General features: G+C 59.2%; 25 protein-coding genes. 4 read left to right on the top strand and 21 right to left on the bottom strand.

What is annotated here, in order from left to right; translation table 11 throughout:
- Positions 1 to 213: 213 nt before the first annotated feature.
- Positions 214 to 1,788, top strand: a complete 1,575-nt coding sequence (locus F9Z44_RS20680; protein ID WP_159608855.1) for a sensor histidine kinase — start codon at positions 214 to 216, stop codon at positions 1,786 to 1,788.
- 43 nt (positions 1,789 to 1,831) lie between these two features.
- Here the strand turns inward: F9Z44_RS20680 and F9Z44_RS20675 are convergent, their stop codons facing one another.
- The 17 genes from F9Z44_RS20675 to F9Z44_RS20595 all read right to left on the bottom strand — a co-directional run bounded on the left by F9Z44_RS20675 (position 1,832) and on the right by F9Z44_RS20595 (position 18,069).
- Positions 1,832 to 2,599, bottom strand: coding sequence for a hypothetical protein (locus F9Z44_RS20675; RefSeq protein WP_159608854.1), 768 nt, complete (start codon positions 2,597 to 2,599; stop codon positions 1,832 to 1,834).
- An 8-nt stretch (positions 2,600 to 2,607) separates the two neighbouring features.
- A complete protein-coding gene (locus F9Z44_RS20670) occupies positions 2,608 to 3,225 on the bottom strand; it encodes a hypothetical protein (protein ID WP_159608853.1) in 618 nt (205 codons plus the stop codon).
- A gap of 249 nt (positions 3,226 to 3,474) precedes the next feature.
- Positions 3,475 to 4,089, bottom strand: a complete 615-nt coding sequence (locus F9Z44_RS20665) for a hypothetical protein (protein ID WP_159608852.1) — start codon at positions 4,087 to 4,089, stop codon at positions 3,475 to 3,477.
- A 70-nt stretch (positions 4,090 to 4,159) separates the two neighbouring features.
- Positions 4,160 to 4,762: a hypothetical protein gene (locus F9Z44_RS20660; RefSeq protein ID WP_159608851.1), complete on the bottom strand. Its 603-nt coding sequence runs from the start codon at positions 4,760 to 4,762 to the stop codon at positions 4,160 to 4,162.
- A 764-nt stretch (positions 4,763 to 5,526) separates the two neighbouring features.
- Entirely contained in the window at positions 5,527 to 6,396 is an 870-nt protein-coding gene (locus F9Z44_RS20655; protein WP_268894231.1) for a PRTRC system ThiF family protein, read from the bottom strand.
- Entirely contained in the window at positions 6,393 to 7,019 is a 627-nt protein-coding gene (locus F9Z44_RS20650) for a PRTRC system protein A (RefSeq protein WP_159608850.1), read from the bottom strand. Before F9Z44_RS20650 ends, F9Z44_RS20655 begins: the two co-directional genes overlap by 4 nt.
- On the bottom strand, positions 7,019 to 7,777 hold the full coding sequence (locus F9Z44_RS20645) for a PRTRC system protein B (protein WP_159608849.1): 759 nt from the start codon (positions 7,775 to 7,777) through the stop codon (positions 7,019 to 7,021). The genes F9Z44_RS20650 and F9Z44_RS20645 overlap by 1 nt, the downstream gene beginning before the upstream one ends.
- Before the next feature lie 4 nt (positions 7,778 to 7,781).
- Positions 7,782 to 8,882 carry a PRTRC system protein F gene (locus F9Z44_RS20640; RefSeq protein WP_159608848.1) on the bottom strand — a complete coding sequence of 367 codons (1,101 nt, stop codon included), beginning with the start codon at positions 8,880 to 8,882 and terminating at the stop codon, positions 7,782 to 7,784.
- Positions 8,883 to 9,263: 381 nt separating this feature from the next.
- Positions 9,264 to 9,674, bottom strand: a complete 411-nt coding sequence (locus F9Z44_RS20635) for a PRTRC system protein C (RefSeq protein WP_236574430.1) — start codon at positions 9,672 to 9,674, stop codon at positions 9,264 to 9,266.
- A 14-nt stretch (positions 9,675 to 9,688) separates the two neighbouring features.
- On the bottom strand, positions 9,689 to 10,252 hold the full coding sequence (locus tag F9Z44_RS20630; RefSeq protein ID WP_159608846.1) for a PRTRC system protein E: 564 nt from the start codon (positions 10,250 to 10,252) through the stop codon (positions 9,689 to 9,691).
- A 227-nt stretch (positions 10,253 to 10,479) separates the two neighbouring features.
- Positions 10,480 to 12,237, bottom strand: coding sequence for a PRTRC system ParB family protein (locus F9Z44_RS20625; protein ID WP_159608845.1), 1,758 nt, complete (start codon positions 12,235 to 12,237; stop codon positions 10,480 to 10,482).
- 198 nt (positions 12,238 to 12,435) lie between these two features.
- Positions 12,436 to 13,716, bottom strand: coding sequence for a conjugal transfer protein TraB (locus F9Z44_RS20620; RefSeq protein WP_159608844.1), 1,281 nt, complete (start codon positions 13,714 to 13,716; stop codon positions 12,436 to 12,438).
- On the bottom strand, positions 13,713 to 14,537 hold the full coding sequence (locus F9Z44_RS20615) for a hypothetical protein (RefSeq protein WP_159608843.1): 825 nt from the start codon (positions 14,535 to 14,537) through the stop codon (positions 13,713 to 13,715). Before F9Z44_RS20615 ends, F9Z44_RS20620 begins: the two co-directional genes overlap by 4 nt.
- Before the next feature lie 8 nt (positions 14,538 to 14,545).
- A complete protein-coding gene (locus F9Z44_RS20610) occupies positions 14,546 to 14,944 on the bottom strand; it encodes a bactofilin family protein (protein WP_236574429.1) in 399 nt (132 codons plus the stop codon).
- The gene (locus F9Z44_RS20605; protein ID WP_159608841.1) at positions 14,937 to 15,989 is read right to left on the bottom strand and encodes a hypothetical protein; all 1,053 of its coding nucleotides are present in this window, start codon (positions 15,987 to 15,989) and stop codon (positions 14,937 to 14,939) included. The genes F9Z44_RS20610 and F9Z44_RS20605 overlap by 8 nt, the downstream gene beginning before the upstream one ends.
- Positions 15,986 to 17,062, bottom strand: a complete 1,077-nt coding sequence (locus tag F9Z44_RS20600; protein WP_159608840.1) for a recombination directionality factor — start codon at positions 17,060 to 17,062, stop codon at positions 15,986 to 15,988. The genes F9Z44_RS20605 and F9Z44_RS20600 overlap by 4 nt, the downstream gene beginning before the upstream one ends.
- Positions 17,063 to 17,124: 62 nt before the next feature.
- Positions 17,125 to 18,069, bottom strand: a complete 945-nt coding sequence (locus F9Z44_RS20595) for a hypothetical protein (protein WP_159608839.1) — start codon at positions 18,067 to 18,069, stop codon at positions 17,125 to 17,127.
- Between the two features lie 214 nt (positions 18,070 to 18,283).
- Between F9Z44_RS20595 and F9Z44_RS20590 the strand changes: the two genes are divergently transcribed.
- Together F9Z44_RS20590 and F9Z44_RS20585 are read left to right on the top strand one after the other, a co-directional pair.
- Positions 18,284 to 19,207: a PD-(D/E)XK nuclease-like domain-containing protein gene (locus F9Z44_RS20590; protein WP_159608838.1), complete on the top strand. Its 924-nt coding sequence runs from the start codon at positions 18,284 to 18,286 to the stop codon at positions 19,205 to 19,207.
- Between the two features lie 7 nt (positions 19,208 to 19,214).
- Entirely contained in the window at positions 19,215 to 19,727 is a 513-nt protein-coding gene (locus tag F9Z44_RS20585) for a hypothetical protein (protein ID WP_159608837.1), read from the top strand.
- A gap of 48 nt (positions 19,728 to 19,775) precedes the next feature.
- On the opposite strand, the gene F9Z44_RS20580 is transcribed toward F9Z44_RS20585, so the two are convergent.
- Complete coding sequence (locus F9Z44_RS20580) at positions 19,776 to 20,405, bottom strand: DUF429 domain-containing protein (RefSeq protein WP_159608836.1); 630 nt, start codon at positions 20,403 to 20,405, stop codon at positions 19,776 to 19,778.
- A 471-nt stretch (positions 20,406 to 20,876) separates the two neighbouring features.
- Positions 20,877 to 21,923 (bottom strand): plasmid replication initiator TrfA, encoded by a 1,047-nt coding sequence (gene trfA / locus F9Z44_RS20575; RefSeq protein ID WP_159608835.1) that lies wholly within the window; start codon positions 21,921 to 21,923, stop codon positions 20,877 to 20,879.
- Positions 21,924 to 23,174: 1,251 nt separating this feature from the next.
- On the opposite strand from trfA, the gene F9Z44_RS20570 reads away from it, so the two are divergent.
- Positions 23,175 to 23,396, top strand: coding sequence for a hypothetical protein (locus tag F9Z44_RS20570; protein WP_159608834.1), 222 nt, complete (start codon positions 23,175 to 23,177; stop codon positions 23,394 to 23,396).
- A gap of 174 nt (positions 23,397 to 23,570) precedes the next feature.
- On the opposite strand, the gene F9Z44_RS20565 is transcribed toward F9Z44_RS20570, so the two are convergent.
- Complete coding sequence (locus tag F9Z44_RS20565; RefSeq protein WP_159608833.1) at positions 23,571 to 24,593, bottom strand: ParB/RepB/Spo0J family partition protein; 1,023 nt, start codon at positions 24,591 to 24,593, stop codon at positions 23,571 to 23,573.
- A 15-nt stretch (positions 24,594 to 24,608) separates the two neighbouring features.
- Positions 24,609 to 25,301: a nucleotide-binding protein gene (locus F9Z44_RS20560; protein ID WP_159608832.1), complete on the bottom strand. Its 693-nt coding sequence runs from the start codon at positions 25,299 to 25,301 to the stop codon at positions 24,609 to 24,611.

Here is a 25,301-nt window from a genome sequence, read left to right as displayed (position 1 = left end):
GGCTGTATTTGCGACCTGGAGCATCGCTGCCTGCTGGTATGGTCGTTCATGCGCATCTGTATCGGCGCTCGCCTACTCGCGAGCCTCGATGCAACGGAAGCTCCATCCAACAGATGGACCGCGGGCCTTGGGGAGGGAACGTTCAAAAGAACACCAAGGTCGGTTGTGCGCGTGGCTGCGAACGCAGTCGGACAACAAGAACTCAACAACACCATGTCACCAAATGACTCGCACGCAGGTGCACCTCAGATATCCGATCAGCTGGTAGGCCCACTGTTTGACATCGCACCTTGCGGGATGCTGTTGTTTGGACCCAAGGGCGAACTGCTCAAGGTCAACCCGACCCTACTGCGCTGGCTGAACAACCATGTGGGCATGGGCCTTGAACCCACGCCCTCCAGCGGCCCCTCCAACGGGCATCAGCCACTGTCATTCGAGAACCTCAAAGAACAGCTGCAGATGGCCCTGGAAGGTGCTGTCCCTGCGCCGGCTTACATCACGATGGATCGGTCCGATGGCACGGCGCTGCCCCTACAGGCCTCTTCGGTGGCCATCCGCTCAACTGGAGGTGATGTCGCCGCAGTTCTCACAACCCTTCAGGACCTCAGCGAGGTAGAAGAACGGGTTGGCCAACGCTCAAGCGAACTGCTCACGGCGAAGCGTCGATACGCGCTCATGATCGACGCGCTTCAGGATTCATGCATCTACTTCATTGACGCTTCAGGCCACATCACTGAATGGAGCGAGAGCGCGCACCGCCTGCACGGGTTCACCCACGACCAAGCCGCCCGGATGTCTTTTGGTGACCTGGCAGCTCCGCGTGCGGGCGAGCCAGAGGAAATCAGCATCGAGGACGCCATTCGCCTTGCCGTCGACCGGGGGCAGTGGGAGTACCACGGCTGGCGCCTTCGCGTCGGGACCGACGCCTTCTGGGGCCAGACGCTCATCACCGCGCTGCGGGGAGAAAACGGGGAGCTTGAAGGCCTGTCATGCATCACGCGCGACATGACTGCCATGAAGGATCTGGACCGGGTCATGAATGACCTCAACGCCGAGCTGGACCGACGCGTCAAGGCGCGCGTGCGCCAGTACACGGTTCCCAACAAGGATCTGGACATCTTCACGCACTCAATCACGCACGACTTGCGAGGACCACTGCGCCACATCAACACATTCGCCGGCCTCATTGCCGAGGAACTGGGCGAGGAAGCGAGTGAAGAGATTCGACACTATCGCGATGGCCTGAAGCGCTCCTCCTCTTACCTCAACGGCATGATCGAGAGCCTCCTGACCTATTCCCGCCTCGGTCGAGTTGATCTCCATCCTGCTCCGCTGCAGCTGCAGGCCACATTGGACGGAGTCATCGATCGACTCACCACCGCGAACCCAGGGCGAGACATCTCTTGGAATGTCCACGCAGATCTGCCGCAGGTTTTTGCGGACGAAGGGATGGTCGCAGACCTGTTCGTGCACTTGTTGGATAACGCGGTCAAGTTCACGCGCCAGGTTGATCGAGCCGAAATCGAGATCGGCAGCCGAACGGAAAGCGATGGCTCCACCGTCTTTTTCGTCGTGGACAACGGCGTGGGATTTGATGTGGCCAAGGCGAGAAACCTGTTCCTCATGTTCCAGAGGCAGCATCATTCGCTGGATTTTGAGGGATACGGTGCAGGCTTGGCGTTGAGTCAGAGGATAGTTCAGCGTCACAACGGAAGCATCTGGGCCGACAGCACGCCAGGCCATGGGTGCGCCGTGTATTTCAAGCTCCCAGTGGAGTCACGAAGCTAGGACGTGGCCGCCGCTTCCCTCGGTGTGCACAACTTGAACAAGCTCAGGCCCAGATACCCCGGAAGTCAGACTCAATAGCTTCGTGATTCTGGAGTTCGCGCACGGCAGCTCGGACCACGATGTTGTCGAAACGGCGAGCGACCGAGTCCAGGGAGCTGTAGACCTCCTGCAGGCTCTCGCCGAGCACTGGACCAGGGTGCTTCATGGCCTTACTTTTTCTGGAGGTTACGTCGCGTCGCAGAGCTCGTGCCGCCTCGCCATCTTGTGCACGGTGCCATCGACCTGCAACGTTCATGTGGAGGACAAACTGATCGCCAGCATTGCAGCTGAGGACAAGCACCGTACCCTCCAAATCACAGGGGGCCCACACAAGGTGCAGGATGCTGTGATCGATCTCTTCCTGCGACGAGAAGGCGCACGAGCGGTCTAGATCGAGGGGTGCCAAGCACAGGAGGTCGCTGGCCACAGGGCCACTCACAGCCATTGATGGCAACGATGCCAGGACCGAAAGTGCGAACGGCCGGGGTTCGTAGCTCTCCCCTCCAAGCAACTCTCCCATCATGCTAGACGTCGTGAAGTCGTTGCCCGATTCATCTGCCTCCGCTTCCAACTGCGAATGTGCGTGCACCACGCGAAGGACAACAGCTGGACCGGTGAGTGCTCCCAGCCCTCGTTCTTCCAGTAGAACCTGGAATACGCTGGCAAGGAGGTACTTGTGCTTGTTGAAACTGGACACCAGGTTGTGGCGTGGCGCACGGCGCATGCTCAATCCATGCACAACCGGATGAAAGTCAGGACTCATGATCGTCATCGCTTTGCTCAGCCTTGTGCGGCATGCTTGAGCAGGTAGCCGGTGTCGATAGGGTCCGAGACGCGGACGATCATGTGGGATCGGATGCCCTCTACCGTCGCCTCCGTTGGGCCGGGTGCAACTGTCTCGGCAATCAGCGTGTCGACGCCCAGGCGCGATGCCCACGGCTGCAGAGGTTCAGAAAATGGCCGCCAGTGTTCAAGGACACCGAAGCGATCGACACCCTTGATGGAAAGGCGCGCGACGTCCCGGGCGTGCAGTGTCAGTCCGTATAGGTACACGCCAACGAAACGGCCCGTGAACACTTCCCCGTTGTCCACTGCCGCCTTTGCTCGCTTCACCGCTTCGCCAATGGAGTGCGCCAGCAAGGATGAGCCATCTTCAGTTGGCCACCGAGGGGTAATGTAGGAGGCCAGCTTCACCGCCGCCTTTCTGAGGTTGGGTTGCTGGGACCAGCATGCAAGGGCGAAGTCCTCATGTGGCAGTCCGGCTATCGCATCGAACACCCACTGTTCGGGGTCGGATCGTTCGAGTTCCCGGCGCATCCAGTGTTCGGTACCACTACCTGGCTGGAGATGCTCGGCGCTGCGGACGCGCGCCGTTTGCAATGACACGATTTGGCTCATGACGAGAGCAGCTTTCGCAAGAAGTTCTTGGCCAACACCTGGGCTTGACGACTGCAGTCATGCAGTCGACCTGATTCCAGGCGTGAGTGAAAGACAAGTGCGCTCGAGGGAGAGCCGCTACAGAACGGGATCGTCCGGAGTTGGAGCAATGGGATGGCGTTCCACGTTTGGAGCATCCCTCCATTCTTCTACTCAGCGCCGACCATGGCACGGGGCCAACGGCTCCGTTTTGCCCCATAGGGCAAACGATCACCCGAACTTGGGCATCTGATTGCGCGATTGGCGGTAGGCGGTGATGCGAGACTGAACGTCTGCGCGCACCTCATCCATGCGCAGATCCTGCGTGGAGCAGGCGGGACAATGCACTGGACCTTGATGATGGTTGACCACGGGGTGCTTCGTGTTGCACAAGCTGCACTGACGAACTTCGATTTCACGGCTTTGCAATCCATCGACCAAGAGAGCATAGGTCTCGAAGGGAATGCGCATCGAGTCCCCGACTGGGGGCACCGTTCTACGATAGTGGTTGTAGACCTCAATCATCGTATCCAGCGCCCGGCCGAAATTTGTCTCCACAACGGAATATTCACCGATGCCCCTTGAGCCGAAGTGCAGGGCCATCAGGTAGGCTGCCTCAAAACGCTCTGCTGCGCTGTCAAGAAACGTCTTGGCCGCCGTGGTCTGCCCCAATCCGCGAGGGCGTTTGACCTTGATGCCGTACTGACCCAGCCGACGATCCATTTCCTCCTTGATCCGTTGCTCGGCCACATCGGTGCCGAGCAACTTGACGATCAGCTTGGTGCGTGAAGTCAGGGCGATCAGCGCCTCGAATCGATCATCCGCATCCTGGTCTTCGAAGAGCACTCGCTTGTGTCCTGAGGATGCGAGCGCGCGGCCAGCCGAGTTCATCATTGTCAATTCCAAGGTTGAAGTGTCAGTGAATGCTGTTCTTCGATCGCTTGCTCATGGTCATGAGCTGCGATTTCTGGGACGAGGACAGGTCGCGGGTAGCGGCCACCTCGAAGTAATGGTCGCTGGCAACAGGAAACATCACCAAGCCGGGGTTGGCTGCGATGTCCCAAAGCTCATGCGGACCAAAACGCCGGATATGCACTGCGTCGGGCAGTGCCAAGTCATAGAGGACACATCCCTCGGCAAACGAGGTTTTGATGCTGTCAACGCGCGATGCGAGCGCCAGGAACGCCTCATGTCGGTTGGCAGCTTCAAATTCGCCGGGTTGCACCAACGGAGCCGATGTCGCGGGCATCAGACTGGGGTGAATCAAAAGGGAAAAGAGGGGGAGGGAACAGTCGGCCAGTTTCATGACCTCTTCCTCAACCAGCACGGCGAGGAGTTCCAGCAGATTGCGCTGGCCAGGGAACCAGCGGGCAATGACGCGCTGGTCCACCAGCTCACTGCTCTGAGCAATGCGCCAGCGACGGATCATCGCCTTTACGTTTTCAGCACGGACTGCTCTTTCGTACGTCGGTACGTGCAGACTACCTTTGGTAGCCCCCTCCATCTGCGCTGTCATCATTATTTCTCAATCGCCTCTGTGTACTTCCGCTACTGCGCCCATGCGCAGGGAATTTGCGTGCGATTCACCGCCCGCGTTAGAAGCCCACGTGGAGCGCAGCCCCGTCGCATGTTTCACGACTTAAACCCTGCTTGACCGGCACAGTTTAAGTTACGGAATCTATCGGCGGACTTGCCCGCAGCTTTATGGGTCGGAGAGGTTCTGAAGTACAAGAACGCCTTATTCCCGGCACATACGTGACAAATGTCGCGCCTTGATCGGTCGGGGACCTCGCCTTCGTCCAGTGAAGCCTCTCCCTGGCAGCTTCAGCCCAACAAATGGACCTGAGACCGCCCCCTTGCGCCCATGAATTCCACGACGCACCCCAGTTCCTCGATCTGGCGCGCTTGCCGATCGAATGTCTCCTGTGTGATCAGGCCCTGTTCGAGGGATCTCAGAAGCAACTCGCTGGACAACAGCCGCTGGCGATCAAGCTTGGGCTCACCCTTGAGTAGGCCTGCAGCAGAGCCGGAAGGGGCCGAAGGGTAGGTCTGGTGGGGGGTGTTCCGCATTTGTGGACATCACGGGGCAGCGACCGGTTGACGAGAGGGACAATCGAAGTCGCTTTGCGCATGAAAGTATTTGTTACAGATCGCGCTTTTGCAAATGCCAGCGGATGCCCGGCACAACGGATAGATCGAAGGCAACAGCGGAGGTTGCCCATAAAAAAAAGCCCGAGCAAAATGCCCGGGCCTTCCATGTTGCCCCAAGACGGGGGTTGCAGATCAAGCAACTTCCGCTGCCTCTTGCTTCTTCAGTCGTTTGGCCTTCAACGAGGGCCTCACCACCTTGTGACGCTTGCCATCGCGAACGATGTCAAATCGCGCCCACACGTCACGGTCGACTCGCAAAGGCGTGACCATCATCCGTTTGAGGTTGATGAACGCCCCTTGAGTGTCCAACCGCCCCTCCGTGAACAGCATCCACAGCAGGTTGGCTGCGAAGTCGGACACGGTGGTGTTGATGAACAGGCTCTGCTTCTCCAAGGCTTCGGCAAGGGAACACGAGGGTGTGTTGTCCTTGTCCTCAGCCGATGGGTCGATGAGCTCGGGGTAGAACTCTGCGATGTGCGGCAGGCGGTTCAGGTCATCGGTCGCCCGCTTGCGCGAGGTCACTTGACCGATCACCACTTGGCCGTCGTGCGATCTGTTCCCAGTGTCAAGCCAATACCGCGTTCCGCTGACCGTGTTCTCCAAACCACGCAGGATGGCCAGGCGGGCAGCGCGGTTGTCCACCGCTCCGATCACCAGGTCAAATTTGTCCAGCGCAGAACGCGTGTCCAGCTTGGCTGGCTCGCTATCCCACTGCACATCTTCCAGCGCCATGTTGGCTCGGTTCACGAGCACGTCGCACTTGTAACTGCCGCAGTCTCCGGGGTAGAAGGCTTGGCGGCCGATGTTGGCGGGTGACACCGTGTCAGGATCGATGACCAGCACCTGCAGGCCAAAGGGGTGCCCCTTGGCTCGCAGAGCGCGGTGCAACGCAACCAGCTTCTCCAGCATTCGACTACCAGTGCCGCCGGCGCCCACGAGGAGCACTTGAATGGCACGGGTCATCAACTTGCCGTCGAGCAGGTGGATCGTTTCTTGGTTCACAGCTTCACCTCCACGTTTCCATCTGCATCGATGCTCGCCGGGAATGTGTACCCGGCAAGGTTCAGGCGAAAAGCAGAACTCACGCTGGGTGTATCCACGTTGCCCAGCACGAGGCTGAACTTCATGGACCCGTTGTCATCCTTGTCATCCGTAGACGAAAAGAACGCTGGATGCGATGCGTGACTGTGCACGTCCACCACCAGGTGCTCACCTTGTTCCAGCTTCACTTCACGGTACGAGACGTAGCCGCCATTGGCGACAAGCGTCTCTCGTTTGGCAAAACGGAAGTCGTTGCTGCACTCATCCCAGATGAACGCACCGGCAACCTCGTTGGGCAGCGCATCGATGGCGGCTTGTTTGAACTCACGGATGAGCTCGCGGGGGATACCCTCGAACCACATCTCAGCCACCGGCTCCACTGCCCCGTAGGGCAGGTTCACCTTTGGACCGAAACCGGACACCATGTGCACCACACGCATGAACGGCAGCATCACTTCGCGCGCAAGCCCGTTGGAGCCGACGACGTAGCGGATGCCGCTTCCAACACGTGCATCCAACGGCTCCTTTTTGGGGGCCGCCACCAGCGGAAACGCTTCCGCAATGGCTTTATCGAAATCGTTCATCAGAACTCTCCTTGAGCGCGAACATGCTTTCGCTCGAAGAAATCGAGCTTGAGCAGATCAGCGACCTTGATGTTGATATCCACCAGCACCTTCTCGGGGAAGGCGTTGGTGGGCTTTTTCACCTGGCTCTGCCAGAACTTGACCGGCGAAACGCCTTTGGTCAGCCGGTCCTTCTCGGTGAAGTTGGGGTGTGTGAACAGTGATCCAAAGAAGAACCGCTCCCACGAGCTTGGGTCACCCTTTTGATCGTCGTTTGGGACGCGGGCGTTGCCGACACAGACTTTTCCCTGCGACCACACATTGAAAAAAGGCGCTTGGCAGAGGTGCGTTTCTTGTGTTGGTGCGCCGTCGCCCCGGAAGGCGAAGACGTACAACTCTGTATCGGTGGACATGAAGATCAGCCCAGGATTGGGACAGACCGCATTGCCTTCGAAGGTGCCAGAGGCGAAGGTGCTTTCCTTGAAGAACATTGCCCGTTTTGTAGGCGCCGTCCACCAGATCATGCGACCCATGCCCTTTGCGAGGACGCGGGGGTCTTGCCATTGAATCGCTGGGCGATCTTTTGGCTTGAGGCCTTCCACGAGATCCTTGAAGTCGCCCTCCGTTAGAGGACGACCTGGTCGGACCACTGGACGCCCTTCAGACAACGCAACGGGATGCTTTGTCACGTACGCGCGTCCGTCCTGTGAGCTTTGGTACACCAGAAGTGCGTGCGCCAACTTGTAGTCGGCGCCAACGCTGTTGACTTTGAAGTCCATGTTGTCATTCCTGTTGAGGGAAGTGCGACATCAGTCTCTCGAACAGATGCCATCCGTTGATGTATGCCTTGAGTTCGACCACCAGCTGCGACAGGTCGCCGTCGGTGAGTTCTTTGTCAAGTTGAAGTGTTTTGCGCGCCACTGCTTCCATGACGTCGCCGCCGTTGTAGGCGTACTCCTCTGCGTGGTTGGCTGACTCCCAGACCATTTGAGGGTCTTCCCATGCAAGAAAACACATGCCGCCGACGGCTTGGGTGTCATCCGGGCCGGAATCGAAGATGAGCGCCGTGGCCTCTTTCTTCGACAGGTGCTTTTGCAGCGCAAGCGCCGCCTTCACACACTCCAGCTGGGCATGGTCTGAGTTCGCCTTGATCCACTTGTGAACCGCGCTGGGCTTCATAGGCGCCACGCGCGGCTTCTTGCTGTCTTTGGCAGCGACAACGCCGCCGAGCAAGACGTCATGACCACCGGCTGCTTCCAAGATCTGCGAGGGCCAGAACTGGTACTGCTCACGCAGCCTGGCCATATCGTCTTCTGTCGGTTTGGAATCGTCACCGTACTCGCGATCGCCCTCCTCCATGAGGAGGTGGCTCGCATAGCATTCATCGGTGAACTCATCCAGATCCCAGAAGCGGGACTCGAGGTGGTAGCTCACGACCGTCAGGTCATAGAAGGCGAAGCCGGAGCCGCGTGCGCTTTGCAGCACAGACACGACAAACCAACCCAACCCTGCAGCCACCTTTTCAAGCGTCTCAACCACGGCCTTCATGAAGAACGTGTTGATGTCAGGACGCGCGTTGATCACGACATCCAGCAAATCATCACTGACGAGGATTTCTGGCTCACCCAGCAACAGCCTTCCCAGTTCAGGAGAGACTGCATCGCAGTACTGGGCCCATTGCTGGGTCAGCACGTCGTTCACTTGCGCAAACGGGCCGCCAGGCAACTTCAGCCCGTGGGCTTCTGCTGCCAGGACGAGGCGCGCAAGGATCTGAGAGCGGGTGTTGGCCCGTTGAAGCGAGGCCGGGACCTCGGATGAGATCTCGGGCAGGGAAGGAAGGCTGCGTGCTTGAGAGCGCGCAGGCCTGATTTCTGCTGTTTCCATGGATTCTCCGAATGTGAGAACCCACGATCCCTACGGGAAGCGGGTTCCCGATGGGTTGATTGAGGCACTGCGGTTAAACGCAGCACGAAGTCGCGCAAGGGCGAAGTCCCGGCTATTTTGCCCGGTGCCATCCAATGCGTCAAAGCAAACAGGCCGCTTGTGCGCCGTTGCGTGCGCGTGCCATGTCGTGGCTACCGAAGCAAGGCCATCGCGGCATGTAGCCCCCAACGACGAAACCCCCGCAGCGCGAAACGCGGCGGGGGTCCGAAGTGGAGTTCATGTGTCTGGGCCGCACCGGGCGCAGGGTCAACCACGGCAAGCACCAAAAGGAAATCGCCCCGAGGGACGATCCCCCGAGGCGACTTAAAAGTTGCTTTTCGCTCAGCCCCAGATCCCGAAGGATGCGGATGGCAAGCTCACTGCACGACCGCCTTTGGAGCGGACCACAGCACCCAGGGCACGACTGAAACGAGCCTGGTCGGCCAGTTCTTCGTCCGTGGGCATCGTGCTCGAAGCACCATCACCACCCATGGCGAGGTTCAAGACCGCGCGGGCATCGCTGCCTTCCGTCTTGACCGCCACAGGGGCACGGCCCTTCGCGCCTGCTGCACGCAAGAACTGATAGGTCATCACACCATTGGCTGTGACAGGGCCTTCAATCAATGCGTTGTTGAGTTCCGGATACTGCAGAGCGTAGAACTCTTTCACAGCATCCGTTGACATACCCACGTTGGGGTCGGGCAAGGTCAGCGAGTTGTAGGTGAACTTGCGGGTAAGCGTGATCGTTTTCATGGTCATGCTTCCCTTCAGAACAGCGAAGCGTCCAGGCCACCGGTGTTCGCCGTAGCGCTCCCAGTTGCACCCGCTTCAGCAAGTTCTTCCGCCTCGCCGCCGCCAGAGGCCTCGGAGCTTGCGGAGCCTTCTCCGTCACTGCCAGTGCCTTCGTCCGTATCGTCTTCATCCAGCATGCCCGCGCTCATGTCACGGACCTTTGCTGGTGCACCAGGCTTGCCCGAGGGCGCAACCTTGCGCGCCGGCGTGGAGGCCGACTTGTTTGACGTGCTCTTGGCAGCTTCAGTCGCTGCTTTCGCAGCAGCCTGGGCCGTGGCCAGTTCACGCTCCGACTCTTCGATCAGCGTGTTGATGCTGGACTGAGTGGTGATGTAGGTGGCCAGGAACGCCGGCAGGTTGTCGTCGAGCTCTTGCGCAGTGCCGATGAGGGCTTTGGGCGTGAGCAGGATGCCTGCCTTGTTGGTCTTCGCAACCGGAATGATGTCCAGCTGGATTTCGTTCTCACCATGAGCGGAAAGCTTCAGTTGAACGGCAACGCCGGCGGCGATCAGAGATGCGAATTGTTCGATGAATTTCATGTGATTCTCTAAGGAATGCACAGAAACCACCTCCCCCACGGGAAGGTGATTCCCGTGGGAGGTTGATGTCGAGACGAAATGTCTCAGGTCTGCAGGATCACGATCTCTCGTGAATCACGACCACCTTTCGGCAGTCTGGTTTTGTTCGTTTGAAGCTCGGCACCACCAGCGAATAACGCGCTGAGATGCCGCCAGGGCCGGAAAGAAGGCCGAAGCCTCCATCCCCTTTACTTCTTCTTCCAGCGCATCAAAGCCGGGACGGCGCCGATGTACTGAAAGTCTTTCACGGTCAGAACGGCCGCTACGAAGTCCTTCTTCGAGCCGTTCTTCAGGCTCGCGTAGGTCTTGCCCATCGACTTGTCCAACCCCAGTTCAACGCACACGGCGTCGATCTCGGTTTTGGTCAAGACATCGAGCAATGTTTCGTTGACTTTCCAGAACTTCTCGATGTTGATGTCGAGAGCGGTCATGTAACCAACAACGTCGTTGATCGCAGCGTTGCGACTCACGTTTGCGGCGAGGTGCTGCAGGGCAGTTCCCAGGCCTTGCTGGTCCAACGCGAGGATGGTTGTCAGCAGGTCGTGAGTGGAGGTGCCCGCAAGCGTTTCCAGACCCAGGGCCTTGGAGATGGCTTCGCGAGCGCCGCTGGCGTCCATGTCGCTCGGGCGATGCAGAAGTTCTGCCACCAGCAACGAGCGGCTTTTCATCACGTCCAGCTTGGTGGCCGCACGGAGGAAAATATCGCGCCAGATCTTCTCGCGGTACTCCTTGACGACGCTGCGCTGCTCGGAACTTGCCGTTGGCTTCACAGGTGCCGAAGCATTCTGTTTGACCTTGGCACCACCAGCTGCAGCTGCAGGCGCTTTCGCACCCTCGCCCGCTTTCGTGGTCGTTCCAGCCTCGACACCGGCTTTGTCTGGTGCCGCGGCTGCGGTTTGGGCATCCTGCTCGGCCTTCAAGGCTGCAGCGTTGATTGCCACCTTGTCGTCGTTGCATGACTTGTTGAAGCACACGTCCTTGTACGCATTGCCCAGCTTGTCCGGCACAGCGCTCACGCACGCACCGAAGTCAGCACAAGTGCGGCAGGCCAGCGCCTGTTCAGCACCAACACCGCGCGCACCATCGACTCGCAGCGGCAGTACCGTGGAGTTGTCGCCTGGTCGCACGATTCGCACGACCTGGTAGGTCTCGGACAGAGCCTTCGAGCGAGCTTCGAGCTCACCCTCGGTTTTGGTGCCGAAGCACTCCTTGTTCGTGCAGCGGGTGCCGCTGAACGAAGCTTCGAACAACGCCTGCTGGTTGCCGGTGTTGTACTGGCACGAACCGCATTCGGCACGATCGAAAATGGCCGCTTCCAGATTCTGCAGGGACTGCTCGGCCATGGCCTTGAGCTGCTCCACTGTGATCTTCGTTGGCGACTTCAGGAGGGCCTGGATGACCTTCTCCTGGACCTCACGGCGCAATGCCGCGAGGATCTCGACGTGGCCCACATTGATCTTGTCGTCGATGTAGGCGTCGCGCACGGGCTGAATCGCGTTCATGACAGCCAGTCGGCGGTCAAGAAGGCTGCGAGTCCAACCCAGGCGGCGCGCTGCTTCCTCGCGGTCTCCGTTGCACAGCCCCAGCATGCGGGCAGCACCTTCGGCGTCTTCGATGATCGAGGGATCTTCGCGTTCCTTGTTCTCGGTCAACATCGCAGCCGTCGCTTCCGCGTCGGTCATGATGCTCACGTTGGCAGGGATCTGCGCATCTGCACCGAACTCTTCGACGAATGCACGATAGCGACGGCCGCCAGCGATGAGCTGGTAACCGCCGCCCTCGAGCGCACGAACAGTGATCGGAGCCATCAGGCCATTGGCTTTGATGCTGGCACGCAGACTGATCATCTTCTCCGCGTTGTAGCGGCGACGATAGTTGAAGCCCTCTTTCACTTGCGATGCAAGGATGAGTTCGCTGAGCTTCGCTTGAGGTTGGGTGTTTTCCATGGAATTTCCAAAAAAAATGGGATTCCACGGACCGCTAAGGGACTCGTTGGAATCCCGAAGGGTTTGACAGGTGATGGCGCGCACAAGACGCGCAGTCCTCACAGGGTGAGAAGCTGGTCGGATTCTAGGTCGAATCCCCCAGACCGGCAATTCAGATCGGCCAGTTCGGGGGCGATCCAGTCAAGCACCACTCCGAAGCTACAGGGCTGGTCGATTCTCTGCCTTGAGGTACGGGCGACCGAACAGCCTTGCCATGCCCAGCGAGTGTTTCGTCTGGATAAGCGAGGCAAGTTCGCTTTCTGCAGCCCAGGTATTCGTCATTGCGACGTAGACCTCGAAATCGTCGCGAGCCTCGTTGATCAAGTAGAGCGCAGGCAGGTATTCCTCGTAGCAGAAGATCACCGCACCTCGAAGCCCACCGCCCAGCGCCAGAACGTTGACGCCCTGCCAGTCTGCTGTGAAGGAACCAACCGGGTCCCATGGGCGCCAGAGCGACACTGGCGCGGGCTGACGGGCTACCACGCGAGAACTGCGGCCGTCCGGGTAGAAAGCCACCGCTGCGTTTTCGAAGCGCTTGTCCTTCAAGGGCAGGTCCATGCCAACGATATGCGTCTGCCCAGACGCGCGCGCGGGCTTGAGCAGTTCGATGTTCAGCACCGGGTACAGGGCTGGGTTGTATTCGCCAACAATGGACTCAGGCCAGAGCACCGTGGTGACTCGGGATTCTGCAGCCAGCGTCTTGGCCATGGCGCCCATGCTGCTGACCCGGTCGAGGACATCATCGATCTTGCCGCTGGTCTTTCCCCATTGCGTGGTGACACCCACCGCAGAACCTGCGTAGCTTGAGTGGGACTCATCGCGCAAGAGCCCGACTGTTGCAAGGAGCGCTGCTAGGGCAACCAGCAAAGCGGCTTGATACCTGGCCGCCGTTCGATAAGCACGCAGAAGGTAGACCAGAGCGGCCGGCACAGCCACGCTCAAGGCAACGCCTACCCACCCCCAGCCCGGAGCCAGTGTGCCCCATGCGATGACTGGATGCCCGGCAATGCCGATGGTAACGGGGGGCAGCAATGCGACTGTCCACCCAATGCAGACGGCCAGTGCACCGCGCCATGGTTTGGGGGATCGGCTAAAGCCAAGGCACCAGGTCACCCCCCCAATCAACGCGTAGGCCAACAGTGCACCGGCACCAATACGCAGGTCGCCATCGAACCAGCTGGAGATGAAGGCCGGTACCTCACGCAAAACTCCCACAGAGTAGCCCGCGGCAACCATGAATGCCTGCGCGCGTGTGCGGGATAGCGCCACCACCAGTGGCAGCATTGCGGCCAATGCCGGCGCCCTGCCCTCACCCCATCCTGCCCAGCCCAGGCCAACACCCAGCAGGAAGGCCAGAAGTGCCATCGATATCGCCACGGCTCCCTGGCTGTGCTGCGCGTCGATAAACAGCGTCCGCGAACCAATGCTGTATGTGCTCATGCTTCGTTCCTCGGTGTGGCCACTATCTGGCCAGTGCGCTTGACCATCTCCAGCAACAGCGTGCCGTCAAGCTCGGGGTGGTTTTTCTGGAGCGCCACCAGGGCGATGGCAAGCCACTGGTAAACATCGGCTGGCTCCACGGGAAGAGCGAGTGTTCGCGCGCCCTGCTTCATGACCACAAACATTGAGTCCCCTTGGTCGCGAATCTCGATCTGCTTGTCATGGTCCGGGCCATGGTTCGTGAGGCGCAGCGGACCAGCGGAGTACCCCAGCAACCGGACAGCCAGCAGCGGCAACTCCCTTCGAGTGAACTGAAAAGCAATCTTCTTCGTCCAGTCGTAAGTGCGAGGCGCGGTGGCGCCGGCCATCTCAACCTGCACCGTGTAGCGAACCGCTTCCTCTACGTCGGAGCGCAGCGTGTCCAACTCAACTTTCATGGCCGCCTTACCGCCATAGATGTGCACACCGTGATCACGCACCCAAAGACGCTCAACGGGTGGGCGAGAGGCGGACTGAGCGGTTTTCGCTGGCTTCGCGCGATCGCGAGCAAAAGGAAGGGGCGCAGCAGCGGATGGCGTCTCTGCACCTTTGCCGGCCTGTTCAGGCACAACGATGGCATGTACCCGCTCCAGAAAGGCCTGCAGGTCGAGCGTGCTTTCCACCCCGATCTGGATGCTGCGCAGGAGCTTCTGGAGTGCCTCCACTCCATTGCCATCCAGATCGGCGATATACCACTCCAGTTGGTGGAGACCTGGCGCAGTGATGCCCCGGTCAGCGAGGACTTGTCGCACCCATCGAGCGGATATCTGCTGCATGGCCACGCTAGCGCTCAGCTGCGCTTGATGGTCTTGATTCGGCCCTCGACCTCAAAACCATCGTATGACTTGAAGGAACCTGCAGTGATGTTGGCCTTGGCACGAAGCGTTTCAGTCATGAAGGCTGCGCCGTGACATTCCAGCTCGCTCAGATCACCGTTCTCCAACGCGCCAATCTCACCGAAGAGGAACGCGTTCTGATCACAGTTGATGGAGCCACGCATCACACCGGTTTGCATCAGCACCAGTGGGCCACCTGTGACGATGGCCGTGCCGCTGAACTCACCTTCGACAAACAGCCCTCCAGAGCACTCCAGTGTGCCGCTGAACTTTGAGCCAGGAGCGATCCGGTTGACGATCTTCATCGCCACCGGGTCAATCACGATTTCTTCTTTGTTGATGCGATCAGTCAAGACCGTACTCCTTCGTTGCGGTTGTGACCTTGCCGTTCGAGGCATCGATCGATTTGATGGTTTCACCCGAGGGCAACTTGTCGCCCACCTTGAATTGCTGAGGCAGCCGCGTTGACGGGTTGGTAAACAGCGCCGCCTTCCCATCTGGGGTGATGGCGACCAAACCAGCTGAGGGCTTGAGTGCAGGAGGTGCGGGCACAGCCGGCGCTGTCGCAGCAACTTGTGGGACCGCGGGAGATGTTGCTGGCTTGGCCACTGTCGCTGCAGCTGTGGCTTCGGGTTTTGCCGCCGTTGTGGGTTTGCTGGCTGGCTTCTGGTTGAGGTCCGGGCCTTCATCAAGGATCACGGCGCGGTTGCGCTTGGGCTCGTCTTCTTTGCCGGCCTTGTCCTTGTCCGGCTCTCTCGCACTCGCAGACCGATCAGGTGGTGAGGGTGCAACCTTTGTCGGTGCAAGCCTCATTGGAGGCGCATCTGGAACGCTGGCCACCAGCGGCATGGTCGGGCTGGGGCCGTCGAATGGAAGCGGCGCAACGCTCGGTCCAGGCCCCGCGCCGTCGACCTGCTGGATGATGCTGAGACCGGTCTGGCCTGCAGCCGTGGTGCCGAACGGTTCGTTGATGCTGCGTACCGGGGAAGGCTCAGAAGGCGGGGCGAAGGGCAGAGGCTGTTCCGCCTCAACCACTGGCTCAGGAGCGGTCGCGACGAACGGGCCGATGCCGGCGAAGGTAGCCACTACCAAAGCGGCGCTTGCCACCAGGATAGCTGCGCCGATGGCCGCAACCTTGGGCGGTACCACGATCAACGCGCTCGACTCGGATGCGGCCCCCAGAGGCTTGATCACCAACTTGTCTGAGCGCTTTGCTCGGGTGAACTTGTCCAGCAGGCTCTCTTGTCCCATCCACTTTCCGTCGCTCCAGCGCAGTGTTTTGGACAGATCGCCGGAACCAAGGTCGCGTGCGCCGGCGAGGGCCTGCCCTACTGGTTGCCCGAGGGCGATGGTGATGGGCTCGCCCACCACCAGGCGAGTGATGTCAGCTTGGCTCACAGGAACGTCCCCTCTCCGATTGCATCCAGAACAGGCTCTTCTGAAGCGACAGGCACCGCCACCTGGCTGGCGACCGGAGGCACGCTTGCGGCGTGTTCTGCAGCGCTGGCATTGTTTGCGTTTCGAAGTGCGTCCGCGATCATGCTGCTGGCCATGCTCACGCCTCCATCCATGATTGCGGCCGCACGCACTGGTGAGCGACCGCTGTGCTTGACGGCGTTCGGGCGAACCGGCGACTCTTCGTAGAAGTCGCGCACCATCTGAAAGTCATCAGCCATGAGTTCGGCGAAGGTGGGGCGCTCATCGCCAGTGATGAACAAATCGTCCATGTCGTCGACCAGGCCGTCAGCCGCCACCTGTTCGCGAGCCTTTTTTGCTTGTTCCATCGCCTGCGCTTCGGTTGGTGCGCCGATGCTCAATCGCATGAGATCAAACGCCTCATAGTTGCTGGCTTGATTGCTGGCCTGCCACATCGTGAGCTTCAAAGGCACATGGCGCAGACCACCATAGCGGCGTTCCACGATCTTGAGTTGCGCTGCAAGCGTGCGGTAGTTGTTCAATGAGCCCGAGCGGACCTCGAACACACTCAACGGGTCATCCTGCCCAACGATCTGGACGACCATCTTCACCTGACGGCGGCAGGCCGCGGCTTCGCTGTTGGCGAAGGCACAGGTTTCTGCGCCTGGACAAGCCACCTCGATGAGCGTCTGGGTCTGGTCTGGCGCCGTGGCCAAGCGATGCGCAGTTTTGCCGTCGCCTGCGCACAAGGGGGTCCCCTTCTCGCGGTCATAGGCTTTGTACTGGATGCCAATGCCGTTCTCTGCTTTGTTGAAGAACATGGTGATAGGCACTTCCACGACTTTGCCCGCCTCCTTGTTGGCCACCACCGACTCCAACACCTTCGCCTGAATGGGATGCGGCGCGAGTTTGGGGGCGCCAGCCTCGACAGGCAGATGCGTGCGAGCGCAGATGACCATGTTCGGGCTGGTCTTGAGCGTGTCAGCTTCGCCATCCACGTCGACGCGAATGACGCCCTGAACAAAGGGTGCGATGGAGATGCGATTGAGATTCATGGTGTGTTGGCTACGTGAGTGATGGGGTGCTTCAAAACATCAAAACACGCGGCGCTCGTATGTCAAGGGCGCTTCGAGGGCTTTTTAGGCGTTGCGCCATCCTTCAGTTGCTCCATACATGGAGCAATGTCATTGAGCACGCAAAGGATGTCGTCCAAGCCGCGTAACCCAATCTGATGCCTGCGCACAGTGAACTGGGTCAGGCCCACGTTTTCGTCTGCCAAGCTCAGCGTAATCTTCACGACATCGGGGGTCGTCGGTACCAGGCCGACCATCCAGCCGGTGATGGGGACCACCTGGTGAAGCTCGTTGAGCCAAACGCAAACACCATCCGTGACAGCGAACTGAACGCGATCAGGAGCGAGCACGGTGCAAGGCGGCGTGTCATCCTCACCTTGAAGCGAGAAACGTACAACATCGCGAAGTCGCTTATCTCGCAATGTTGTGGCCTGCCCCATAGAGAGCCAACCGAGTTGACTCGTCAGGACCATGCTGACGAACCCCAGGCGCGGGGCGTTTTCAGGTAGCAGGATTTTCTCGGCGACAGTGGTCAACCGCACTTGTTCGTATCCTGGCACCGCACGGTGGAGATGACTTCGAATGATCTTCGACTGCCACGTACCAACCCAATCGAATGGGCGAACGCCATTGAAGATGATCTTGGAGGACTTGGCCGGAAGCCACTGGTCAAGAGCTTCGCCGATGGGGTGACTGGCCCTTTTCCACGCATCGGCGTTGTCCACCACGCAACCTGCATGGTCGATGAGAGGCATGAGGAACAGTTCGGAATATCGCGACTTGTTGTCGATACGGAATGCCAGTCGCGAAAGACGGGTAGCGACGATCTCGTGCGCCTCTTCCTGGTCGCCCTGTTGGCGCACCAGGTCCCACATCTGCGCGTCGTTGCTACTACGGATCGCTTCATCCAGTTGCGACTGCCAGAGGTTGGCGTCAAGGGGACGAAGAGTGTTCATGCCGGGTGCGTGCTGAATGTTGGTCTGTGTCATGGGTTGTTGTTGGATGGCTTGCCTGATTAAGGTATCACGTCGATTTCGACCTTCAAGGTCCCCAGTCACTGGAAAACCAGTCGTTGACGCGAACCAGTTCGATATCTTTTGTGCGTTTTTGCACAACACGGCCTTGACAACAGAGCGCGGCGTGTTTTCATAGATCGAAGCCCGCACACGCGCAGGCGCAGAACACCAGAGAGCACGCAGACACATGGACACTTTCACTGACTTCGCAGACGCCCTGAGCATGGCCGCTGTTGCCACTCAGGAAGAGCAAGCCACCGTTGGGTTCTCCCCCGGCTCCTTCCTGTACAAGGACTTGCCGGCGCACGTGTATCACGCGGGCCGCGAATCACTCAGCTGTTCGTTGCTAAAGCCTCTCCTGATTTCGCCAGCCCATTTCAAGACCGCGCTCGTTCAACAGTACACATCCAGTAGCGCCAAGGACTTTGGGTCATTGCTGCACCTGCTGCTTCTGCAGCCCCACCTCGCCGGTCAGGAAGTCGCGGTGTACCCTGGTATTGGCAACGGCCGTGACCGTGCTTACAAGAGCTTCCTCGAAGCCAATGTGCTCAAGCTGGTCGTTGATGAGCCCACGTTCTCCGAGGCGCGCGCGTTGACCGCCAAGGTGCAGGAGACGACTTTCAAGGGTCGCAAGATCGGTCTGTTCTTGGAAGAGGCACTTACCGAGGTCAGCATCTACTTCACTGAGCCCACGACTGGCTTGAAGCTGCGCATCCGGCCCGACATCTACCATCCCGACATGACTCTGGATCTCAAGTCAACACGGCACGGAACAGTCGCCAAGTTCGGGCGTGACGCGGTTGACATGGACTACGACCTTCAGGCGTTCATGTATTCGATGGGCCGTTCGCTCTACGAGGGAAGCGCCACACCCAAGCCCTTCGTGTTTCTGGCGGCAGAGACGAGCGCGCCCCATTCCATCCATCGCCTGACGGCTAGCGAGTCATTCCTCACCAATGGCGCGAAGAAGTTTCAGGAGTGCCTGTCCATCTACAAGGCGTGCACCCTGACGGACCATTGGCCGGACCTGAGTAGCGAAGGCGAGATTGAACTGGATCACTGGCACCAGTACACGCCCAGCCGTGCCTGGATGCAGGGCGCAACGGTCTGAAATGGTCATGTTCCCCATGAATGCCGGTTGCTACTCCTGGGAAGGTGGCACAAATGATCAAGTTCGCGTGCGCCTAGACTTCCAACCAGGCTACAAATTGGACGTGGATGTTTGGTGGAAGAGTAAAGATGCAACCCCCTGCATGCGCCTGTGGGTACCTCTTCAGCACCAGTCCGCCCGCTTCGGTGACCTGACTGGCAACGGATACGGCAGCAAATTGCACCGCCGAGGCTTTGGCACTTTCGCCGTTAACTTGGCAGTGCAAGTGCTGCAAAAAACCTACGAGCCAGACGCCCCTGTTTCGGGCATCCTCTCCAACCCCTCCGATCCAACGGACCAGAAAACGCGGCTGGAGCATGCTAGACGAATGTTTTGGTCCCAGTTTGGACTGACTGTCAGCTCAGGTCACTACGAGCAGCTGGCCGGCACGGTCGGTGGGTTGCGGTGCGTGCATGAAGGGCTCGTTGCAGGCCAGTTCAGCAGGTACCTGGATCTGTGCAACTTTTCTGCATGCAAGTGAGCGTGTGGGCGTCACTCCGCTGCAATTCCGCTGACAGGTGGAGAGTACTCAGCGCGAAGGGTCCGCCCGTCGCGGAAACCAGTAGGCGACCTGAACCCCCAGGGGATACAGCGGCTCAGGTTCCGTCGCTGCGAGATCCTGCCAGGACGCACGTTTCTCAATCATGGCCAGCGCGGAGATCGCACCAAGTCCAGCATCGCGAATGTGATGTCCCTCGCCTTGCAGGTCTTGAATGGCAGCGAATTCGTGGACATCGGAGCAGACCCTCAACAGGGCCTTGGGATGTGCCTCAGTGATTGCTGCAGCCGGCCATTTTTCATTCACAAGCCGTGCAGCTATCGCACCCTGAACCAAGCACGCGCCTTGAAGTGAGTTCACATGGCCGACAGTTCCTGCTTGGCCTCCAGCTGCGCAGACCAGCCTTCTGACGTGAACGTCGGCGCGGCGGTCGCCCGAGGAAGACCAAAAGAGTGGCGCATCGATTCCCACAGCTGCCATTTCACAAGTGAGGTTGTTCTGGACCTCCGTGATGGCGGCCTGGGCGCTGCTGCAAACACCCCCGGACAAGAACCGAGGTGCTGCAAATGTGCCAGCGGCAATTACCCAGCCAAAAGCGTTGTTACCCCCAGGATCAAGTCCAACTACCAGCACGGCGGCCTTCGAATGATTGAAATGCACAAATCCCGCTTCTGATCTGTCACAGAGAACGCGGTTCTAGCCCATGCGCGGCGGCTTGCTCTTGACCTCGACAATAGGTTCGAGTCTTGGCTTGGGCGCATCTCGTGTGCAGCAACATACGTGGCCGCATTCAGCGCATGTACAGGACTGCAAGCAAGTGGGCATACCGCGAGGCCGCGTGTGATCTTGAAGGTGCTCTTCGTAGAGTGGCGCGTCGCATGCAGAACAGAAATAATTCCCGTCATCGTCGTATTTGCATTCGCTGGAGGGCTTTGTGTCCAAGTCAACTCCTTGTCGGTTTAGATCATGTTGAACGCAGGGCAAGACAACTCGAACCTCACAAGACCGTGGAAACAGCAGGCAACAAAGTGCTGAAACGACGCTTTGTCGGTCGCAGCAAAAAGTGACTTTTTCCAGGAAGCAAGGTGGCCTCGCATGGACACGCCATACGGGCGGACGTGACGCCCAACGTCAGCGCTTGGTGGTCAACCGTTTGACAGTGCGCGGTGCCGAGCTGGTCACCGCTTTAATCCTGGCGGCCTTCTTCAAATAGACCGTGTCGTTCACGATCTTGAAGTCTTCGAGGAAACCAACATCCACCAACTTGTCCAGCGCCGTTTTGAGGTTGCGGCGGAATGTGCTGAGTGGGGCCCCTGATTGGGACAGTTCATGCAGCTTGCTCACTGCCAATGGAATGGGTTCACGGTGGCTGGAGTAGAAGGCATGGAGCCACATTGCAACAGCGGCTCTTGGTCCGATGCGCTTGCGAGTCTCCCATTCCAGCATGGTGGTCGTGTCGTCCATGAACAGAACTGACACCCGAGGCTCAAAACGCACCATCCATTTGGTCTTGCCGTTGTCGTCGGCATCTGCCCATGCGTACTCTCGAATCAGCGACCCACTGTACCCCTCTGAGCTGTCCTTTGAGGTGATGTTGATACCTGTAACCTTCAAGCGAGCGATCGACTCCTTTGCGCGTGTGTACGACTCTGAGTGCATTCGCCAGCCCAAGTCGGTAACCAACTGGTAGCCCGTGAAGCGGACCTTGTCTGACATCTTGTTGTCGCGTGCAAGATTGATCAAGCTGAGCCAGACACTCAGGTCATCCTGCTGGAGCTCTTGCCCGGTGTAGTTGATTTCGTAGTTGCTCAAACTGCTGACATGCAGGTTGGGCAGGTACTCTCGCTTGGTCGTGGTCCTGACACTGAACAAGCCACTACGGATGAACGGGTTTGGGACGCCTCGGTGTTCGTCATCCCACCAGGGGAAGCTCTCCTGCATCACCCGTGCTTCGAAATCGATCTGCTTCTTCTCGAGCAGCGCCGCCGAACGGGCCCGTACAGCTTCAAGCGATTCTTCGTAGCTCCTGCTCCGTTTGACCCGCGCCTTTGTTTCAGTAGGTTCAACAACGTCGCCAGCCAGATCAACCTTCTTCACGGACTGCCCGATCTTCGGCACCAGCTGGGACAGTTGCTCAAAGTCGAGGTTGTTGATTTTGGGAATTGGCTTTGCAGACATGCAGGCTCCAGAAGAGTTTTCCAATTAGACCGGAGTCAGATCGCGTTGGTCAACGCACGGTACTAGCGGAGCAGCACGATAAATCCCCGGCTTCTTTTTCATTCAAAAAAAGAACGCTGCGCTAGCTCACATGGTGGTGTTCTCCACAGGTGCCGCCGACTAAAGACAGATTTAATAAGGACTTCCAAAACACTTAGGGTCTCGCAACACCAGTGTTTATGCGGGCTGCAGGTCGATTCGTGTGCTGCTTCGCTACTAGCGCAACAGCACTCCGCTATTAGCGGTATGGCACCACGCTACTAGCGATGTGGCACTGCGCTATGGCTTCACAGATACTTATCCACAGTGGTGAACGTGCCGTTCAGCTATTAGCGGAGCAGCACGTTTTGCAGATCGCCTGTTGGCAGCATGCCTCATCGTCCTTCTGGACTCTGTGCGGCCAGCCCAGTTTGCACCGCTTGTGCGCACAGACTATTAGCGCAACAGCACGATTTGGCGGTGTTGATAGCGATATGACAGCACCGGCCACCCACGCACGGCACAGCCTGGCACCGCTCTTTTGCTCTCTGCTCATGAACTACTAGCGGAGCAGCACGCACGCTCCAGTCTGTACGTCGGCTTCAGGAATGCCCTGAGCAGCGGTGACCAACTATTAGCGGAGCAGCACGATCGGTCTTCCCTTTTCCATGGGAGCCTGTTGGGACCTCCTGGTCTACGCAGGTACTAGCGGAGCAGCACGATTACCACTCGCGCCGCGCACGTTCCCTGCGGCGTCCATCGCCCAGTGGTGATTGTTTCCCCGCCCACTACTAGCGGAACGGCACGACCCATGGCGCGAAGCCGGTCGACGGGAGCGATCTACAGATGGTCAAGGGTACTAGCGGAACAGCACGATAGCGGATTGCGCTCAGCCGAAGGTCTGGGCGGTGTCATGCAGTTAGCTGGCCGCAACCGGCGAACTACTAGCGCAGCAGCACGATCACTGCTCGCTCAGTCGCTGCACTACTAGCGGAACAGCACGTCGCAGGCTGGGATTGGCCCGAATGAGTTGTTGGCCGGGCAGCTCACTGGAAGAATCATCGAGCAGGGTGTGGCGCGCGATCTTCGACTGCAGGCACTACTAGCGGAACAGCACGAACAATTTATCAGTTGCCAGTTGCGCTGGGCCGGTCGACCGGTTGCCGTCGAACTGAAACTATTAGCGCTGGTGCACGGGTGTGGGATCCAGGGGGTTTGTTCGTCCTTTCCCCTATGAAAACCGCACTGTGGCAAAGGCTACAACTACTAGCGCTGCAGCACGGCTGGTATCGCGACATGAATGCCGAACTACTAGCGCTGCAGCACGGCATATGCAGCGCGAAAAAGGGTCGAAACAGGCGTGCTGGCGGTTGGTGTAAGTGGTTACTATCGCTGAATGTCGCTAATTTCAACAACATCACGGTTTTGGATTCTGGCATCGTGCGCCAGAGCTAATAGTTGGTTGAAAACAGCGCGTCAATGGGGGATACGACCCCAAAACCACCCATAGCTTCGTGACCGCCCGACCAAAGCGTGCAGCAGCGCTAATAGTTGGCACCGGTCTGCGACCCCCAAACAACGGCGGCCTGGCCGATCAGGGGCCAGGCCGCACGTGGGCACAGTGCCGCGTCAAAGAACCTGCTGCCCAGCCAAGATGGACTCAACGCGGCGCTTGAGTTCTTCAATCTCCTCCTCGCTCAGGCCACGAAAGCTCATGCTGAACTCGCCGCGGGACGGAACGATCTTGATGGCGCCCTTGTGTTGGCCGTACTTCACCGGGACGCTGTCGCCCCTCACACGGGTCTTCGGTCCGTCAATCTTGGAGCGCACCAGCTCGATCGTTTGCTCACGGCCCAGGCCCTTCTTGATGACTGTGTTGGCCACGTCCTCAGCGATGGCCTCCAGCTCATCCATGTTCGTCTCACTGGCCTTGCCGAAGATGTTGCTGATCTCGTAGGCGACTGCGAGGGTGGCCGTCTGAGGGTGTTCAATCATCAGCCTGCGCAATGGCACCGGGATGCGGTTGAGTCCGAGCGTTTTGGACACGGTTGACGGGGTTAGAGCGAGACGCTGGGCGAGCTCGTCCTGCGTCTTGTAGTCGCCCCTGGTGAGCATCTCCGACCAGCGCACCGCGTCATCGAACGGGGTTTGCGCGCTCCGCTCGATGTTGATTCGACGCGATGCCTCGTACTCTTCTGCCCCGCTGGCAGGAGCCTCTCGAATGACTACCCGCAGCGTGGGGATCTTGCGGTCAGCACAGGCATTGAAACGCTTTTGCCCGTCCACGATCACCACGGTATCGCCCTTGACGTAGCCCAGCGCCGGCACCTCTTGGCCGTTGCGTGCAATGCTCTCGGCCGTTTCGTCGATCTCTTCAGGGTTGTAGTAGACCCTGGCGTTGTTGTCGCTGCGGGACAGGAGTGCCAGCGGCAGCTCGTAGGTAGAGCCGATCCTGAGGTCACTGACCGTCATAGTCTTGACGTTGAAGGCGACAGCCTGGTGTCCCTCGCCGGTGATCGGGCTCGCGCCGGGCGCTGTGTCGAGCAGCACGGCAGTGGGCTTGGCACCGGCGCCAAGTGCGTCGAGCATTGCGTTGCCGTCGGAGTTGGGCCGGATGCCCAGGCTGAGGTTGGGTTTGATTTTCTTGGACATGGTGTGCGACTCCGATCAGGTTTGCGGGTAGGCCGTGAACGCCTCCTGGATGACGGCAAGGAACTCCTGCTCTGCCTTATCCCTCGCCGCTGGCGGCATCTCGAAAATGTGGCGGCCGAGCTTGTGTGCATCGCGCCAGACTCGCCGATCCCGGATCGAGTTCTGGAGCACCTTCCCGGTCGGCAGAGCGGCCTGGAGCACTTCAATGGCGTCTTGTCCCTCGGTTGAGTTCCAAGCGCCTGGCACAGCGTTGATCAAGAAGCACAAGGGAATGTGGCCGTTTTTGTGTTTGCTGTGGGCCGTGTTCAGGGCTGTGGCCATTTCCAACGAAGACATCAGGTCGCCCTGCCCCACCCTGGTTGGCGCAATCCACAGGTCAGCGATGCGCGCGAGCTCTGCGAGGCCAGCGTAGTCGCGCGCGCCCACATCCACCACGATTGCGTCGTAATCCTGAGCAATGGCGACGATCTCTGGCGCTGGATTGGAGGTCTTCTCCATGACGCGAAACGGAAGTGGTCCGTCGGTCCCACGCAGCGCGCCCCATTTGGATGACGTTCGCTGGGTATCGGTGTCCACCAGCATGACACGAGCCGCCCTCTTCTTTTTCCCTTCGGGGACGGTCTGATGCGTGGCGATGTAGGCAGCTAGGTTGAACGCGATTTGGCTCTTGCCAACGCCGCCTTTTTCAGCGCCGATGATGATGATCAT

The organism is Hydrogenophaga sp. PBL-H3 (genome assembly GCF_010104355.1).
GTDB lineage: Bacteria > Pseudomonadota > Gammaproteobacteria > Burkholderiales > Burkholderiaceae_C > Hydrogenophaga.
The sequence above is the reverse complement of the archived record's forward strand: the minus strand, read 5'-3'. Positions and strand labels throughout refer to the sequence as shown.